Origin of the sequence: Bradyrhizobium sp. HKCCYLRH2015, from assembly GCF_051168215.1 — a bacterium.
GTDB lineage: Bacteria > Pseudomonadota > Alphaproteobacteria > Rhizobiales > Xanthobacteraceae > Bradyrhizobium.
The window spans coordinates 252,399-267,880 of record NZ_JBNPUO010000010.1 but is presented as its reverse complement, the minus strand read 5'-3'; the positions used below and the strand labels follow the sequence as shown (position 1 = coordinate 267,880).

Annotated in this window: 14 protein-coding genes; 9 read left to right on the top strand and 5 right to left on the bottom strand. The window is 66.2% G+C overall.

All coding sequences use genetic code 11. From position 1 onward, the window contains the following. The first annotated feature begins 41 nt into the window (after positions 1-41). The 4 genes from ACQR1H_RS26170 to ACQR1H_RS26155 all read left to right on the top strand — a co-directional run bounded on the left by ACQR1H_RS26170 (position 42) and on the right by ACQR1H_RS26155 (position 4,926). Positions 42-1,106, top strand: coding sequence for a phosphotransferase (locus tag ACQR1H_RS26170; protein ID WP_434874601.1), 1,065 nt, complete (start codon positions 42-44; stop codon positions 1,104-1,106). 250 nt (positions 1,107-1,356) lie between these two features. Then, positions 1,357-2,523 (top strand): PspA/IM30 family protein, encoded by a 1,167-nt coding sequence (locus ACQR1H_RS26165; protein ID WP_434908409.1) that lies wholly within the window; start codon positions 1,357-1,359, stop codon positions 2,521-2,523. Between the two features lie 22 nt (positions 2,524-2,545). Continuing rightward, a complete protein-coding gene (locus tag ACQR1H_RS26160) occupies positions 2,546-3,196 on the top strand; it encodes an OB-fold-containig protein (protein ID WP_434908408.1) in 651 nt (216 codons plus the stop codon). A gap of 35 nt (positions 3,197-3,231) precedes the next feature. Continuing rightward, positions 3,232-4,926: a flotillin family protein gene (locus ACQR1H_RS26155; protein ID WP_434839905.1), complete on the top strand. Its 1,695-nt coding sequence runs from the start codon at positions 3,232-3,234 to the stop codon at positions 4,924-4,926. A gap of 263 nt (positions 4,927-5,189) precedes the next feature. Here the strand turns inward: ACQR1H_RS26155 and ACQR1H_RS26150 are convergent, their stop codons facing one another. From ACQR1H_RS26150 to ACQR1H_RS26140, 3 genes are read right to left on the bottom strand one after another with little or no spacing between them, the layout of a single operon-like run. Continuing rightward, the gene (locus tag ACQR1H_RS26150) at positions 5,190-6,746 is read right to left on the bottom strand and encodes a DHA2 family efflux MFS transporter permease subunit (protein WP_315803812.1); all 1,557 of its coding nucleotides are present in this window, start codon (positions 6,744-6,746) and stop codon (positions 5,190-5,192) included. A gap of 4 nt (positions 6,747-6,750) precedes the next feature. Next, complete coding sequence (locus ACQR1H_RS26145) at positions 6,751-7,908, bottom strand: HlyD family secretion protein (protein ID WP_434908407.1); 1,158 nt, start codon at positions 7,906-7,908, stop codon at positions 6,751-6,753. Next, entirely contained in the window at positions 7,901-8,380 is a 480-nt protein-coding gene (locus tag ACQR1H_RS26140; protein WP_315803810.1) for a MarR family winged helix-turn-helix transcriptional regulator, read from the bottom strand. The genes ACQR1H_RS26145 and ACQR1H_RS26140 overlap by 8 nt, the downstream gene beginning before the upstream one ends. Positions 8,381-8,554: 174 nt before the next feature. Between ACQR1H_RS26140 and ACQR1H_RS26135 the strand changes: the two genes are divergently transcribed. The 5 genes from ACQR1H_RS26135 (at position 8,555) to ACQR1H_RS26115 (ending at position 12,515) form a co-directional block, all read left to right on the top strand. Further along, complete coding sequence (locus ACQR1H_RS26135) at positions 8,555-9,046, top strand: Fur family transcriptional regulator (protein WP_315751916.1); 492 nt, start codon at positions 8,555-8,557, stop codon at positions 9,044-9,046. A gap of 225 nt (positions 9,047-9,271) precedes the next feature. Further along, positions 9,272-10,225: a DMT family transporter gene (locus tag ACQR1H_RS26130; RefSeq protein WP_434908406.1), complete on the top strand. Its 954-nt coding sequence runs from the start codon at positions 9,272-9,274 to the stop codon at positions 10,223-10,225. A 13-nt stretch (positions 10,226-10,238) separates the two neighbouring features. Further along, positions 10,239-11,528: a flavodoxin-dependent (E)-4-hydroxy-3-methylbut-2-enyl-diphosphate synthase gene (gene ispG / locus ACQR1H_RS26125; protein ID WP_315803808.1), complete on the top strand. Its 1,290-nt coding sequence runs from the start codon at positions 10,239-10,241 to the stop codon at positions 11,526-11,528. 67 nt (positions 11,529-11,595) lie between these two features. Further along, positions 11,596-11,829 carry a hypothetical protein gene (locus tag ACQR1H_RS26120; RefSeq protein ID WP_434908405.1) on the top strand — a complete coding sequence of 78 codons (234 nt, stop codon included), beginning with the start codon at positions 11,596-11,598 and terminating at the stop codon, positions 11,827-11,829. A gap of 173 nt (positions 11,830-12,002) precedes the next feature. Then, positions 12,003-12,515 (top strand): GNAT family N-acetyltransferase, encoded by a 513-nt coding sequence (locus ACQR1H_RS26115; protein ID WP_315803806.1) that lies wholly within the window; start codon positions 12,003-12,005, stop codon positions 12,513-12,515. A 945-nt stretch (positions 12,516-13,460) separates the two neighbouring features. Here ACQR1H_RS26115 and ACQR1H_RS26110 read toward each other — a convergent pair. Continuing rightward, positions 13,461-15,068 carry a Na+/H+ antiporter gene (locus ACQR1H_RS26110; protein WP_434847374.1) on the bottom strand — a complete coding sequence of 536 codons (1,608 nt, stop codon included), beginning with the start codon at positions 15,066-15,068 and terminating at the stop codon, positions 13,461-13,463. 30 nt (positions 15,069-15,098) lie between these two features. Then, positions 15,099-15,473 carry a nuclear transport factor 2 family protein gene (locus tag ACQR1H_RS26105; protein ID WP_315801752.1) on the bottom strand — a complete coding sequence of 125 codons (375 nt, stop codon included), beginning with the start codon at positions 15,471-15,473 and terminating at the stop codon, positions 15,099-15,101. Between the last annotated feature and the right edge of the window lie 9 nt (positions 15,474-15,482).

The following is a 15,482-nucleotide window of genomic DNA, read 5'->3' as shown; positions in this document are numbered from 1 at the left end:
TAGTGTGGGCCAGGCTGCAACCCTGAAGGGATAGGGCCCGCATGGCCTCAACCGACTTGCCCTCCGCTGCCGAGCCTGCCGCGTTGACGGCCACGATGCGCGACGCGGGCGTGCTCGATTCTGGCACGGTGTCGGATGTCACCGTGATCAGCGACCGCCCGATGCTGGTGTCGCGCATCATCCGTCTTGGGCTGACCTATGATGGCGCCGCGCCGGATGCGCCGAAGACGCTGATCCTGAAGACCCCGCTGCCGGCCTTTGCCAAGACGCTGTGGCAGGGCGGCCGCCACGAGGTCACCTTCTATCGGGAGCTGGCACGGGTCATGCCGCCGCGCCTCGTGCCGGGCGGCTTCGGCGGTGCCTGGGACGAAGGCGCCATGACCTGGCACCTGCTGCTGGAGGATCTCACCGACACCCATCGGATGGCGACACAATGGCCGCTGCCGCCGACCGTGCCGGACGCCGAGCGAATCGTGCGCGCGCTGGCGCGGCTGCATGCGGCGTGGTGGGACGATCCGCGGCTCGGCGTGAGCGTCGGTAGCTTCGCGACACCAGAGCAGACGGCGGCGAATGTCAGCGAGTTTGCCGGCCACTACGCGCGCTTCGCCGATCAGCTGGGTGACCGGCTGAGCGCAGAGCGTCGCGCCATCTACGAGCGTTTCCTCGCGGCCACGCCACAGCTTCTGGAGCGCTATCATTCGCGGCGAAATCTCAGCATCGCCCATGGCGATGCGCATGTCTGGAATTTCCTCGTGCCCAAGGCCGCAGGCAGCGATGACGTCCGTGTGTTCGACTTCGACCATTGGCGGATCAACGTGCCGGCGCAGGATCTCGCCTACATGATCGCGCTGCATCTCTTTCCCGAGCGCCGCTCCGTCGTCGAGCGGCCATTGCTCGACTGCTATCACGAGACGTTGGTTGCGCATGGTGTCACCGGCTATGACCGCGCGGCGTTCGATCGGGACTATCGTTACGCCGTGCTGTGGCACATCACCAAGCCGGTCTGGCAATGGGCGATCGAGATCCCGCCGCTGATCTGGTGGGCTCATCTGGAGCGCATCTTCCTCGCCATCGACGACCTCGGCTGCCGCGATCTGCTGGACTGATCGTCCCGACATCCACTGAGGTCGCTGCACGTCAGGCGTGTTCATCGCGATGTTGCACGTCAATGCCGTGCTTTTGGCGCTGCCGTTATCAGCCGTCTTAACGATCACCAGAGATTGTTCATCGGCCTTAAACCGCCGGCTGGGGGCGGCGCGACATATCTGCATGTGCACGGCGTTCGGCGTGGTCACGGAAAGGTGCGGCTCCCCAGGGGTAGAGGGTGGCTTGCGAAAGCACGAAAATAGTGCTTTGATGTTCCTCATGGCCGGAATTTACGATCAGGCTGTTCGCTACCGTCTCGTCCCCAACTCCGAGGCGCGGGCGGCGATCGAGGCGACCTTCGCCGATTATGCCCGGATGATGGACATGCTCGACGAGATCGCTGCCGCCAAAGGCATCGGCGCCAATCTGGTCGCGCTGCACGGCCATGCCTATGGGCCGGTCCGCAAGGCCACCCGGCTGCCCTCGCGCCTGGTCACGCTCGGCCTGCGCGACCGCGCCGCCTATCGCGCCGCATCGACCCCGCGACTGCCGCTCGACGACCGCCTGGTGAATGTTCGGGACGCCGGCACGCTGTCGCTCGGCACCGCCCTCGGCCGCTTCACCATCCCGTTCGAGGTCACCGGCTATGCCGCGGGCTGGACGCACGCGACGCCGGCGCAACTCGTCCGCACCGATAATGGCGACGTCGAAGTCCGTTTCGGCGTCACCGCCAGCTCACATCCGACCATCAGCCCAGGAAAGGACCACGTCATGCTCGCCGAACACGCGCCGGCTCCCGACACGCTCCTGTCACGCGCCGGGCGCCTCATCGCCGGCATCGCTTATGGAGCGATCGAAAAGGCCGAGGACAAGAATCGGGTCGCGCTGGTCAGCCAGGCGATCCGCGAGATCGAGCAGGCCGAGCGCGAATCGCGCGAGAGCCTGTCGCATGCGCGCGCCGAGGAATATCGGCTCAACGCCCGTCGCGCCGAGATCGAGCGCGAGACGACCGTGCTGGCTGAGCAGATCCGCGTCGCCATCGCCGAGCACCGCGACGATCTCGCCCGCGCCGGCATCGCCCGGCAGATGGATCTCGAAGCCCAGTTCGAGGTGCTGTCGAAGGCGATCGACGAGAATGCCGAGCGCGTCGATGCGGTGCTCACGACGCTGCGTGCGATCCTGTCGAGCCTGCAGGACGCGCAGGCGCGTCTCGTCGAGCTCGAGCGCAGCGAGGCGCTCGCCGAGCAGCCGAAGGCCACATCGCGCAAGTCGGGCGATACCGGCCTCGCCAGGGCCGCGCGCGCCTCCCGCGTCATCGCCCGCGCGACCGGCGTGGCGGAAGGCATCGCGGCGTCGCCCGACATCGACGAATTGTCGAAGCTGAAGCGCGACAAGGACATTGCCGAGCGGCTGGCACGGCTGAAATCGCAGAATTGAACGGGCAGGGGCGCGTCGTCCCATGACCATCGTCGACCATTTCATGCAACCCGAGGTGCGGCCGTTCGCGATCGCCGCCGTGATGATCGTGCTGGTCGGCGGCGTCGAGATCGGCTCGATGCTGATCGGCCTGTCGATCAGCGAGCTGCTCGGCCAGACCGTCGATCTCGGTCACGACGGCGACAGCACCAGCGTCGGTCACGTGCTGTCCTGGATCAATGTCGGCGGTGTGCCGCTGATGATCTGCATCCTGCTCGCGCTCGGCATCTTCTCGATCACGGGTTTTCTCATCCAGGATGCCGCGCGGCTGGTAGCGGTGGCGCTGCCGCCAACGGCCGCGGGCATGCTCGCCGCCGTCGTCACCGTGCCGCTGCTGCGCAGCTCGACGCGCTATGCGGCGCGGCTGGTCCCGCAGGATGAGAGCTATGCGGTCGGCCTGTCCGATCTCGTCGGCCGCACCGGTAAGGTCGCGGTCGGCCCGCTCGACGGCGGGCTGCCCGGCCGCGTCCGCGTCAAGGACGTCCACGGCAATTGGCACATGGTGACGGCCTCGGCCGCGCCGGACTCACCGGCCTTGCCGGTGGGCGCGTCGGTTCTCCTCGTCGACCGCAAGGACGGTCGCTTCATCGCGATCGCCGCAGCCGACGAGCTCACGAGCTCCAAGACACTTTAGCCCAAGACACTTTCCTCAACCCGAAAGTAAATCCCATGTTTGATCTGGTTCTGCCTGCGTCGATCGGCGTTGTGCTGCTGGTCGTTCTCGGCACTGTCTTTGCCGTTCTCTACCATCGTTCCACCCGCGACGAGGCGTTCGTGCGCACCGGCCTCGGCGGCAAGAAGGTGGTGCTCGACGGCGGCGCCGTGGTGCTGCCGATCTTCCACTCCATCGCGCGCGTGAATCTGAAGACGCTGCGGCTGCGCGTCGAGCGCTCGAAGAAGGATTCGCTGATCACCAAGGACCGCATGCGCGTGGACATCGACGCCGAATTCTACGTGCGCGTGAAACCCGACGTCGATTCGATCGCGCTGGCCGCGCAGACGCTCGGCGCCGTCACCAACAATGCCGAATTGCTGCGCGACCAGGTCGAGGCCAAGTTCGTCGACGGACTGCGCTCGGTCGCGGCGACGATGGAGCTGTTGGACCTGCAGGAGAAGCGCTCGGATTTCGTCAAGCACGTCCAGGCCGCGGTCGAGGCCGACGTGCAGTCCAACGGCCTGGAGCTGGAATCGGTGTCGCTGACCAAGCTCGACCAGACCGACATCTCGTTCTTCAACGCCGAGAACTTCTTCGACGCCGAAGGCCTCACTCTCTTGAAAACGGTCACCGAGACCCGCCGCCGCGACCGCAACGCGATCGTGCGCGACAACGAGGTCGCGATTGCGCAGAAGGACCTCGAGGCGCGCCAGCTCACCCTGACGATCGAGCGCACCAAGAAGGAGGCCGAGCTCAGCCAGGAGCGCGACATCGCCAACAAGACCGCGAGCACCCGCGCCGAGGTTGCGAGCGCCACCCAGACCGCGTGGCAGACCGAGGAGAATGCCCGCATCGAGGCGCAGCAGAAGATCGCCCAGCGCGAAGCCGAGGCCTTGAAGGTGCGCGAGACCGCGGCGATCGAAAGCAATCTCGCGATCAACCGCCGCAAGACCGACGCCGACCGCGAGATCCAGATCGCCACCCAGGACAACGACATCCAGATCGCGACCAAGAGCAAGGAAACCTCGGAGGCGCGCGCGGTCGCCAAGGCGGCCGAGGCGCTCGCGGTCTCCGCGGAGGAAAAGGTCACGACGGCGCGCGCCATCGAGATCGCCGATCGCGAGCGTCAGACCGCGGTCATGGCGGCGCGGAAGGAGGCCGAGCAGCGCTCGACCGGGATCACTGTCGCTGCGGAAGCCGAGAAGCGCGCGGCGGTCGATCGCGGCGAGGCCGCCAAGACCCTGGCCGAAGCGGAGGCCGAGGCCAACAAGATCAAGGCTGTCGGCGTGCGCCAGATCGGCGAGGCGGAAGCCGCCGTGATCCTGATGAAGAACGAAGCCCAGAACAAGCTCGGCAGCAACGTGATCGATTTCGAGCTCGCCAAGCAGCGCATCGCGACCATGCCCGCCGCGCTCGGCGAGATGGTCAAGCCGATCGCCAACCTGAAGGACGTCCGCATCCTGCACACCGGTGGCGCCTTCGGCGGCAACGGCAATGGCGCGGCCGGCGGCAATGTCGGCTTCGGCGAGGGCCTCGCCGGCGAGCTGCTGCGCGTGCATGCGCTGAAGCCCTTGATCGATGAGATCCTGGTGCAGTCCGGATTCAAGCCGGGCGACGATCCGGTGCAGGCGCTGGCGGGTGTGATCGTGCCGGCCACGGAGACGAATACCGCTGCCGGGCCGAAGATCGAGCCACTGCAGAAGCCGTAAGCAAGACACATGAAAAGGGAAGCCCCGGGGCTGGGGGCGGCGCTGGAGGAGCCACCGCCCCCGCCCGGCACATCACGAGTGGGGCGCTCATGAGGTGCAGTCTCTGCGCGCAACTCATACGCAGAGAACCGAGTGGGGTGAACAGAAGATAGCCGGAAACGCGCCGGATTGAAGTTACAAATCCATCACGTCGTGGTCACCTTTTTGCTATCCCGGTCCCGCTGCGTCTCAACAGCACGCGAATTTTCCGTCACGGGGAAGCGTCACTCCATCACGGCGTGGTCGGCCGGGGCAGACTGGGCGCGCAGCGCGCTGCGCGTCGAGCCGATCATGACCGCGAGCGGGATCGACACCAGGATGAACGTCATGACCAGCTGGTAGTCGTGCGAGAAGGCCAGGATCTGCGCCTGCACCATGACCATCGCGTCGGCCATTGCGCGCCCGGCATCGGTGGACAGGTTCAACAGGCCGGCGACATTGGGCATCTGCAGGGCGTGATTGAACGGATTGATGTGCTCGACCAGGATCGCGTGGTTGCGCCGCGTTCCCTCGGTGAGCTGCGCGATCGCGATGGAGATGCCGATCGAGCTTGCGACATTTCGCACCAGGGTCAGCATCGAGGTTCCATCCGTGCGCAACTCGCCCGGCAGCGTCAGGAACGCAACGGTCGAGAGCGGCACAAAGACGAGGCCGAAGCCGAACCCCTGCATGATGCTGATGGTGATGATCTCGGGCACGCCGGTCTGGTCGGTCCACGCCGTCATCTGGAACAATGACAGCGCCGTCAGCGCCAGCCCGACCACGATCAAGGTCCGCGCCTCGATGTAGCGCAGCAGGCGGCCGACCAGCATCATCGCGACGAAGGTGCCGCAGCCGCGGGTCGCGAGCAGCACGCCGGCGGTGATGATGGGATAGCCGATGACGTTCTGCAGATAGGGCGAGGACAGCGCCATGGTCGAGAACAGCACCAAGCCCATCACCGTCATGAACACGCAGCCGCCGACGAAGTTGCGGTCCTTGAACAGCGCGAACTGGATGAACGGCCGCTTCGTCGTCAGCGAATGCGCCAGGAAATAATAGAAGCCGACGCCGGCGACGATGAACTCGATGATGATCTCGTTGCTCTCCAGCCAGCCCTGATCCTCGCCGCGGTCGAGCGCGATCTGCAGCGAGCCGATGCCGATGGCGAGCGCGGCGAAGCCGAACCAGTCGAAGGTCAGCTCCGCGTTCGGCTTGGTTTCCTCCATGAACGCCATCAGGCCGAGCACGGTCACGGCGCCGAACGGCAGGTTGACGAAGAACACCCAGTGCCAGGAATAGGTCTCGGTCAGCCAGGCGCCGAGCGACGGCCCCATGATCGGGCCGAGCATCACGCCCATGCCCCAGATGGCCATCGCCTTGGCGCGCTCATGCAGCGCGTAGGAGTCGAGCATCACCGCCTGCGACAGCGGCACCAGCGAGGCACCGAACACGCCCTGCAGCAGGCGGAACAGCACCATCTGCGTGATGTCCTGGGCCAGCCCGCACATCACGGACGCGATGGTGAAGCCGGCCGAGCAGACGATGAAGGTGCGCTTGCGGCCGAAGCGGTTGGCGATCCATCCCACCGGCGCGGTCATGATCGCGGCGGCGACGATGTAGGACGTCAGCACCCAGTTGATCTGGTCCTGCGACGCCGACAAGGTGCCCTGCATGTAGGGCAGCGCGACGTTGGCGATGGTGGTGTCGAGCGCCTGCATGATCGTCGCCGTCATTGCGCAGATCGTCACCATGTTCCGGCGCAGGCCCGGAACCGCCGATGAGGCTGCCGGCGCGGTCATGACGCTACTCGTCCTTGTCCGCCGCGTGCGCCGATCCGAACAGCCCGGCCAGCGAACGCTCGTGCCCGGTGTCGATCGAGACGTTGACGCTCATGCCGGCCTTCAGCTTCGCGACGAACTTGTCGGACTTGTCGAAATGGATTCTGACGGGCACGCGCTGCACGACCTTGACGAAATTGCCGGTCGCATTCTGCGGCGGCAGGATTGCGAACTGCGCGCCGGTGCCCGGCGACAGCGAGCCGACCGTGCCCTTGAAGCGGTGGTTCGGGAAGGCGTCGACGTCGAGCTCGACCGGCTGGCCGACCGCGACATAGGTGAAGTCGCTCTCCTTCGGATTGGCGTCGACCCAGGGATTGGCGATGTCGATCACCGAGAAGACCGGCGTGCCCGCGGTGACGAAGCGGCCGAGCTGGATCTGGTCGACCTGGGTGGCGATGCCCGGCATCGGCGCGCGCAAGGTGGTGTGGTCGAGGTCGCGCTGGGCATCGTCGAGCTTGGCCTTGGCCTGGACGTACGGCGGAAACTGCTCCAGCGGCAGCTCGGGATTGCCGAGCAGTTGCGTCCTGGCGTTCGACAGCTGCTGCTTGATGAACTGCGCCTGCGCGCTCGCCGTCACCAGTGCGTTCGCGGCGTTGTCGAGGTCGAGCTGCGAGCCGAAATTGTTCTTGGCGAGCGTCTGCTTGCGCTCGACGTCCTTCTGCTTGAGCTCGATGCCCTGCTGGGCGAGGTCGAGCATCTGACCGTAGATCTTGATGTTGGCGGTGAGATTCTCATAGCTCGTCCGCGCCTGCTCCAGCGCCGCCTTGGCCTGGTCGACCGCCAGGCGATAGGGCACGGGGTCGATCTCGAACAGCTCGTCGCCCTTCTGCACCTGCTGGCCTTCCTTGACGACGACCTTGACGATCTTGCCGGAGATATCGGGCGTGATGAGCACCTTCTGGGCGCCGACATAGGCGTCGTCGGTCGTCACGTAGCGGCCGCCATTGAGATACAGCACGAGGCCGCCGATGGCGGCGACGAGCGGCAGCACGACCAGCAGCAAGGTGCGGCGGTAGCGGCGCAGGAATCCGGGGCGCGCCGGCTTCGCGGCCGCGGCCTCGGGCGCCGCCGCATCCGGGCTGGCCTTCTGTTCAGGGGCGAGTTTCAGGGCGGGCTCAGCCATAGCGCTGTTCCTTTCGCTGCTCGTCGCACAGCGACTGCAGGGCGTTTCTCACGTTTTCCTTGATGGCTTCGAGATGGGTCATCAGCCGCTCGGCATCACCGGCGCTGATGCCCTGAAGGGCGGTGTCGGTCAGCTCGGCCTTGAGCACGCCGAGCTTGGCGAGCAGCGGGCGGGCGGCCTTCTTCAGATAGAGCCTGTTGACGCGGCGATCGGTGTCGTCGCCGCGGCGCTCGATCAGCCCGGCTTCGGCGAGCTTGTCGATCAGCCGTGTCAGCGTGATCGGCTGCATCTCCAGCTGCTCGGCCAGCTCCGACTGCTTCATCCCCTCGTTGCGCTCGACCTTGGCCAGCACGGCCCATTGCGCGCGGGTCATGCCGAAGCGCGCGGCCTCCTTGTCGGCATAGGCGCGCATCAGGCGCTGCAGCTCGCCGAGCGTAAACAGGAAGTTGGCGTCCGCGGAGGTGCGGCTCATGGCGGTCTCGATTCGGGATCGGAGGGAACTAAGCTTTGGCTGTAATGAGCCTTGGATATAATAAGCAAGCTTATGAATATTTCATGGCCCCGCCGAGCGCACCCGCTCCGCTCAGGATGCATGGCTCGGCCGCGGCCTTTGGCGAGAGCGGCCCGAGATGCTAGATTGTCGCCAATGACCCTCGCAAAACCCACCTTCCCGGCGCCGGACCACGATCATGGCCGCTGCGCGGCCGATGCCTTGGACCATGCCGAGCGCATCTGCGCCCAGCGTGGCCAGAAGTTCACGCCGCAGCGCCGCCAGGTGCTGGAGGCGCTGCTGTCGAGCCACCGGCCGCTCGGCGCCTACGAGATCATCGAGGAACTCGCCAAGGTGGCCGCGCGGCCGGCGCCGATCACGGTCTACCGCGCACTCGAGTTCCTGATGGCCAACGGTCTGGTGCACCGCATCGAAAGCCGTAACGCCTTCCTCGCCTGCGCTCACGACCACGAACAGACCGCGCTGGTGGCATTCCTGATCTGCGAGAGCTGCGGCGCCGTGGGCGAGGTTCCGGCCGCGCCGATCGCGGAAAGCCTGAAGCTGGCCGCCGCGGCATCGGGCTTCACGCCGAAACTGTCGGTGGTCGAGATCACGGGGCTTTGTGCGCATTGCCAGAAGGCGGCGTGAGCTCCGCCACCGGAGCCCACGTCGCATAGCTGTACACATGTGACCGACCGTCGTATGCGATGATCCTGCCGCGAGGCTGGTGCGCCCCTCTCCCCGCCAGCGGGGCGAGGTGACCAGTGCCGTTGCAGCAGCCACATCAGCCTCGTCTCGGGTGGTTGGCGGCTACGCTGACCGCAGGTTCAATTGCGGTCCAACAAGGAAACGCTTTCGGGAGTCCACGTCCTCGTGTCCGCAACGTCCACCTCGTCAGCCGCGAGCCGGCCCCTTGGCCCCGGCGCCATCGCAGTCATTCTCGTCCTCTGCATCTCCTGGGCCTTCAACCAGATCGCGGTCAAGCTGGCGCTACCGGAGATTCCGCCGATGCTGCAGGCGACCTTGCGCTCGGCCGGGGCGCTGCCCGTCCTCCTGCTCATCGCCCGGGTGCGCGGCGTGAGGATGTTCGAGCGCGACGGCACGCTCGTCCCCGGCCTGATCGCCGGCGCGATGTTCGGCGTCGAGTTCGTGCTGATCTATGGCGGATTGCTGCTGACGTCCGCCTCTCGCGCGGTCGTGTTCCTGTACACCGCGCCGTTCTTCGTCGCGCTTGGCTCCTACCGCTTCCTGGGCGAGCGGCTCGGCGCCATGCAATGGTCGGGCTTGGCGCTCAGTTTCGCGGGCGTGGCGCTGGCGATCGGCGTTCCCCAGGCCAATGTCGATCGAACCGTGCTGCTCGGCGACCTCATGGTGGTCGGGGGCGGGTTGCTGTGGGGCGCGACCACGGTCGTCGCAAAAGGCACCCGGCTCCGCTTCGCCCCCCCGGAGAAGGCCCTGTCCTACCAGGTTGCCATGTCGATTCCGATCCTGGGGGTGGCAGCCCTGTTGGCCGGGGAACGGCTCCATCAGGTTCCCAGCCCGTTCGTGACCGGCCTGATGGCCTACCAGTCGATCTGGGTGGTCGGGGCCACGTTCACGATCTGGTTCGCGCTGATCAAGGCCTACTCGGCCAGCAAATTGTCGGCATTTACCTTCATCACCCCTTTATTCGGGGTGGTGGCGAGCTATTTCATCCTGCATGACGCCCTGACGCTGGCCTTTGGCCTGGCCGCCGTGCTTGTGATCGTTGGGCTTTTTCTCGTAAACCGCCCGAACCGTGTGGTCCTGGCCGCGACTGATCCATTGCTGAATGTCACCAAAACCTGATATCCGAGCGCCCATGAACAAGCCCGAGACACTGACCCAGACCGATGTCGCCGGACCCGCTCCCCGGCATCAGACCACCAAAGTCATGGTCGGCAACGTCGCCGTCGGCGGCGGGGCGCCGATCGTGGTCCAGTCCATGACCAACACCGACACCGCCGATGTCGAGCAGACGGTGGCCCAGGTCGCAGCGCTGGCGCGCGCCGGGTCGGAGATGGTCCGCATCACCGTTGATCGCGACGAGGCCGCCGCCGCGGTCCCGCACATCCGTGAGCAGCTCGACAAGCGCGGCATCACCACGCCCCTGATCGGCGACTTCCACTACATCGGCCACAAGCTGCTGACCGACTATCCCGCCTGCGCCGAGGCGCTGGCGAAATACCGCATCAATCCCGGCAATGTCGGCTTCAAGGACAAGCGCGACACCCAGTTCTCGACCATCATCGAGCTCGCCAACAAATACGGCAAGCCGGTGCGCATCGGCGCCAATTGGGGGTCGCTCGACCAGGAGCTGTTGTCCAAGCTGATGGACGAGAACGCGGCCTCCGCGAACCCGCGCGATGCGCGCGCGGTGATGCGCGAGGCGATGGTGCAGTCGGCGCTGCACTCGGCGGAGCGCGCGCAGGAGCTCGGCATGCCGAAGGACCGCATCATCCTCTCGGCCAAGGTCTCGGCCGTGCAGGACCTGATCGCGGTGTATCAGGACCTCGCCGCGCGCTCCGACTACGCCATCCATCTCGGGCTCACCGAGGCCGGCATGGGCTCGAAGGGCATCGTCGCCTCCTCGGCCGCGCTCGGCATCCTGCTGCAGCAGGGCATCGGCGACACCATCCGCATCTCGCTGACCCCGGAGCCCGGCGGCGACCGCACGCTCGAGGTCCAGGTCGCGCAGGAGCTGCTGCAGACCATGGGCTTCCGCACCTTCGTGCCGCTGGTCGCGGCCTGCCCGGGCTGCGGCCGCACCACATCGACCACGTTCCAGGAGCTGGCGCGCTCGATCCAGGACTTCATCCGCGAGGAGATGCCGGCCTGGAAGACGCAATATCCGGGCGTGGAAGCGCTCAACGTCGCCGTCATGGGTTGCATCGTCAACGGCCCCGGCGAATCCAAGCACGCCAATATCGGCATCTCGCTGCCCGGCACCGGCGAGGCCCCGGCCGCGCCCGTCTTCGTCGACGGCAAGAAGTTTCGCACCCTGCGCGGGCCCACCATCGCGGCCGACTTCAAGGCGCTGGTGATCGACTACATCGACCAGCGCTACGGCAGCGGCGCCAAGGCTGCGGAAAGCGTGACCGCGGCGGAGTAGGGGCGCCCGGATCTGAATCGGCGGCGCCTCCTGCCCCTCTGGGATGATTGCGCTGTGCTTCATATCGGTGCTCGAGCATCTGCTTATTAGTTTCTCCGTCATGCCCGGGCTTGTCCCGGGCATCCACGTCTTTCCCAGGATGCCGAACGAGGTGGATGGCCGGGACAAGCCCGGCCATGACGACGGGGAAGCAAGCGTGCGCATCATTCAGGTCGCGGCATACGCGTTCGCCGTGGCGCAGGGCGCCGAAAGCACGAGGAAGAGCCGGCAAAGCGACCTCCTCTTCAAAGTGCAACCTTGAGAGCGGCCAGCCCTGCAACCGTCAGCTGCTTGTGCCGCGCGCCTCAGTCTGGAATTTTCATCCGTGGATCAGCCGCTACGCGCCGCTGCCGTGACCGGCACGATCCGCCGGCCACGCCCCACTGCTGCCCGCATGATCAGCACCTTGAGGCCTGCTGAAAAAGGGACGCCTCGATGACTCTCGATATCCGTGAAATGGAGCTCGCCGAGACCTCGCTGGTCATCGACTACTTCTATGCGTCGAGCATCGAGCAGCTCGACCTGATGGGCATCGATCCGACCCGGATGCCGACCAGGGCGGTCTGGAGCAGCCTGTTCAAGACGCTCTACGCGACGCCGCTCGCCGAGCGCGCGGCGCTGCTGGTGATCTGGCGGCTCGACGGCCGGCCGATCGGCTTCTCCAGCTGCGACCGCATCGTCTACGGCAATCGCGCCCACATGCATCTGCACGTCACCGAGCCGGAGCTGCGCGGCCGCGGCCTCGGCGCCGCATGCGTCAGCCGCAGCGTCGACCTGTATTTCGAGAAGCTGCAGCTCAAGCAGTTGTTCTGCGAGCCGCACGCCTACAACACCGCCCCCAACCGCGCGCTGCAGAAGGCGGGTTTCCGCTACTTGAAGACCTACAAGACCGTGCCTGGCCCGATGAACTACCACCAGGCGGTGACGCGCTGGATGATCGAGCGGTGAGAGAGGCTGCCACGTTGAGCGCGGTGAGAACCGGCGATGGGCGGCGGATCGGACCACGTGAGACAAGAGCAAGTTTGTTGGCGAGATCTTACCGCGCCAACAGTGTCGTCCCAGCCTTGAGCCGAGACCTATACCACCGACCTCAGTTGTCGAGCAGGCTGCCGCTGCTTTCTTCGCTATCACCCTGCCCTGTGATTATGGGTCCCGGCTCAAGGCCGGGACGACAGCGGAGGATGTGGTCGGCTATCGGTCATATCGGCCGTTCTTCGCGCGGCAAGCCGCCAGCACTTACGAATCTAAAATTTTGCCCGTCGCGTTACCATGTCGCAGCTGTCAGGCCTTGTGCCGTCGGGCAAATCAGATCGATGTTTCCGCCCGTCCCGCCTCGCTCACGAGGGGCGCTTCGCGGTCGTCACGAACGTGGAGGCGGGATGCGGTGGACGCGACGTGGCGCAGTGAGCTCGGTGCTTGCGGACGAACGTCATGGCGCGGACGGTCAAGTCGCATGGTCCTGACATCCCGATGCTGATGCCAAGCTGGCGGTGATGATCCGCTGGTGACGGGGGCAAGAAAGCCCGGTCCCCGGGGAGAGTGCGAAGCAGCCGTTAAAACCATTGCGCAGGGAGGGCCGGGTCTTGTCCGGCTGAACCTGTGGTTCCTGCCGCCTGCATTTTTTTCGCAGGCGGGCCACGGGCCTCAGTCGGGGCCCGGCCTTCCCTGCGCCCTCTGATTGGAGAGGGCGGCATGAGGATCAACACTCGGACGCGAGAGCGGGCGCGAGGATGAGATGCTGTGTCTACAAGCTCAGTCGCCGTATTTGTACCCCCGCTCCGTCCACGTCATTGCGAGCGCAGCGAAGCAATCCAGAGTCCCGCCCGCCACCCTGGATTGCTTCGCTGCGCTCGCAATGACGAACGGAGAGAGCTATGCGCGACAACTCACGCCCTACAACGGAACGTGCCCATATTCCCGGTTGGCGAGGCTCGCCTCTTCCAGATCCAAATCGCGCTCGATGCGGCGGCGGGTTTCGTCGGTGATCTGGCCGTCGCGGAGCATGACGTGAATGGTCTTGCGTTCCACGCCGATCAGCTCGCGGGTCAGCTCGATGCCGAGCGCGGAGGCGTCGTATTCGTCGGCGTCGAACGCGGCCGGCAGCTGGTTGACGCGGACCTCGTGTCGAGCGCGCAGCAGCCGCATGACCTCGTCGGACACCTCGCGGTCGCTGGTCATCATCTCCAGCGACTTCAGCGCCCGGTCGAGCCCCTCGCGCCGTGCCGCAATCTCCTGCTCGTGCTCTCGCACATGCTCGGCGCGTCCGGTGTTGGAGACGCCGAGCAGGCGCACGACGATCGGCAGGGTCAGGCCGAGGCCGATCAAGGTGAAGAAGATCACGCCGAAGGCGATGAACAGGATCTCGTCGCGATAGGGAAAGGCTTCACCGGTCGAGAGCGTGAGCGGCAGCGCCAGCGCGGTGGCGAGCGAGACCGTGCCGCGGACCCCGGTGAAGCCGATGATGAAGGTCTGCTGCCACGGCGGCAGCGGATCCCTGGCGCGCAGCGAGGGGCTCAGCACGCGTGGCAGGATGGTCGCCGGAAAGGTCCAGGCGAAGCGCGCGATCACGACGATCGCGACCACGAGCGCGGTGGCGATCATGATTTCGTCGAGCGGGAACGCCTTCGACTTCTCGTAGATCAGCCGCATCTGGAAGCCGGTCAAGAGGAACAGCATGCCCTCGATCAGGTAGACGACGAGGTCCCAGAAGAACACGCCCTGCAGGCGGGTCGCGGAGGAGATCCAGAGCGGTCCGTTCCAGCTCATATAGAGGCCGCAGGCGACCGTCGCGATCACGCCGGAGCCGCCGACATGCTCGGGGATCCAGTAGGCGAGATAGGGTGTCAGCAGCGACAGCGTGATCTCGACCTGCGGATCCCTGGCGTAGTGGCGGGCGCGCAGCATCAGCCAGCCGACGCCGATGCCGAACGCGATCTCGCCGACCACGATCGCGGCGAACTCGCCGGCCGCGACCGGAAGCGAGAACGCGCCGGTGGTGATGGCGGCCACGGCGAAGCGATAGAGAATCAGCGCCGTCGCGTCATTGGCGAGGCCCTCGCCTTCGAGGATGACCATCACCCGGCGCGGCAGGTGCAGCCGCCGGGCGATGGCGAGCGGCGCCACGACGTCGGGCGGCGCCACGATGGCGCCGAGCAGGAAGCCGAGGCTCCAGGGCAGGCCGAGAAGATAGTGGGTCGCGATCGCCACCATGGAGGCGGTGAAGATCACGCAGCCGACCGCGAGCAGCACGATCGGCCGCAGATTGCGCTTGAACTCGCGCCAGCTCATCGCGACGCTCGACGAATAGATCAGCGGCGGCAACACCACCAGCAGCACCAACTCCGGCGGCAGCGCGAAGGCGGGCATGCCCGGCACGAAGGCCAGCGCGATGCCGGCGAGCATCAGCAGGATCGCCGGCGCCAGGTTGGCTCGCCGTGCAAGAAGGGCGGTTCCCGCCAGCACGGCCAGCAGGATCAGGAAGGTCTGAAAATGGGCTTCCATTTGAAACAGCCGGGCGTCCTTGCGCCGGCCTCAATCCCGGAGGTCGTAGCGGTAGGACTTCGACACGATCTGCCAGCCGTCCTTCAGCTTCATCGCCACCAGGTAATCGGTGAAATAGCGCGGCGGCAGCTGGCAGCGCACCTTGATGAAGGCGGTCTTGTCGTCCGAACGGTCGATGGTGACGATGAAGTCCTCGCGCGGCTTGCCTTCGCCCTTGGCGGAGGGGCGCTTGCGCACCCAGGCCAGCCAGTCCGGCACCGTGAGGATCTTGAGCTCGCCGTTGTCGACCCAGCGCAGGTCCGCGGTGGGGTGGAACACGGCGCCGAGCTTGTCGGCGTCGCCCTCGTAGAGCGCGTCGAAATAGCCCTGCACGACGGCCTCGACGGTGGAACGGTCTGCGCTCATGGCCAACTC

What these genes read in the sequence shown, in the direction of transcription:
- ACQR1H_RS26170 (WP_434874601.1), top strand. Translation starts at nt 42, where the DNA reads ATGGCCTCAACCGACTTGCCCTCCGCTGCCGAGCCTGCCGCGTTGACG.
- ACQR1H_RS26165 (WP_434908409.1), top strand. Translation starts at nt 1,357, where the DNA reads ATGTTCCTCATGGCCGGAATTTACGATCAGGCTGTTCGCTACCGTCTC.
- ACQR1H_RS26160 (WP_434908408.1), top strand. Translation starts at nt 2,546, where the DNA reads ATGACCATCGTCGACCATTTCATGCAACCCGAGGTGCGGCCGTTCGCG.
- ACQR1H_RS26155 (WP_434839905.1), top strand. Translation starts at nt 3,232, where the DNA reads ATGTTTGATCTGGTTCTGCCTGCGTCGATCGGCGTTGTGCTGCTGGTC.
- ACQR1H_RS26150 (WP_315803812.1), bottom strand. Translation starts at nt 6,746, where the DNA reads ATGACCGCGCCGGCAGCCTCATCGGCGGTTCCGGGCCTGCGCCGGAAC.
- ACQR1H_RS26145 (WP_434908407.1), bottom strand. Translation starts at nt 7,908, where the DNA reads ATGGCTGAGCCCGCCCTGAAACTCGCCCCTGAACAGAAGGCCAGCCCG.
- ACQR1H_RS26140 (WP_315803810.1), bottom strand. Translation starts at nt 8,380, where the DNA reads ATGAGCCGCACCTCCGCGGACGCCAACTTCCTGTTTACGCTCGGCGAG.
- ACQR1H_RS26135 (WP_315751916.1), top strand. Translation starts at nt 8,555, where the DNA reads ATGACCCTCGCAAAACCCACCTTCCCGGCGCCGGACCACGATCATGGC.
- ispG (WP_315803808.1), top strand. Translation starts at nt 10,239, where the DNA reads ATGAACAAGCCCGAGACACTGACCCAGACCGATGTCGCCGGACCCGCT.
- ACQR1H_RS26115 (WP_315803806.1), top strand. Translation starts at nt 12,003, where the DNA reads ATGACTCTCGATATCCGTGAAATGGAGCTCGCCGAGACCTCGCTGGTC.
- ACQR1H_RS26110 (WP_434847374.1), bottom strand. Translation starts at nt 15,068, where the DNA reads ATGGAAGCCCATTTTCAGACCTTCCTGATCCTGCTGGCCGTGCTGGCG.
- ACQR1H_RS26105 (WP_315801752.1), bottom strand. Translation starts at nt 15,473, where the DNA reads ATGAGCGCAGACCGTTCCACCGTCGAGGCCGTCGTGCAGGGCTATTTC.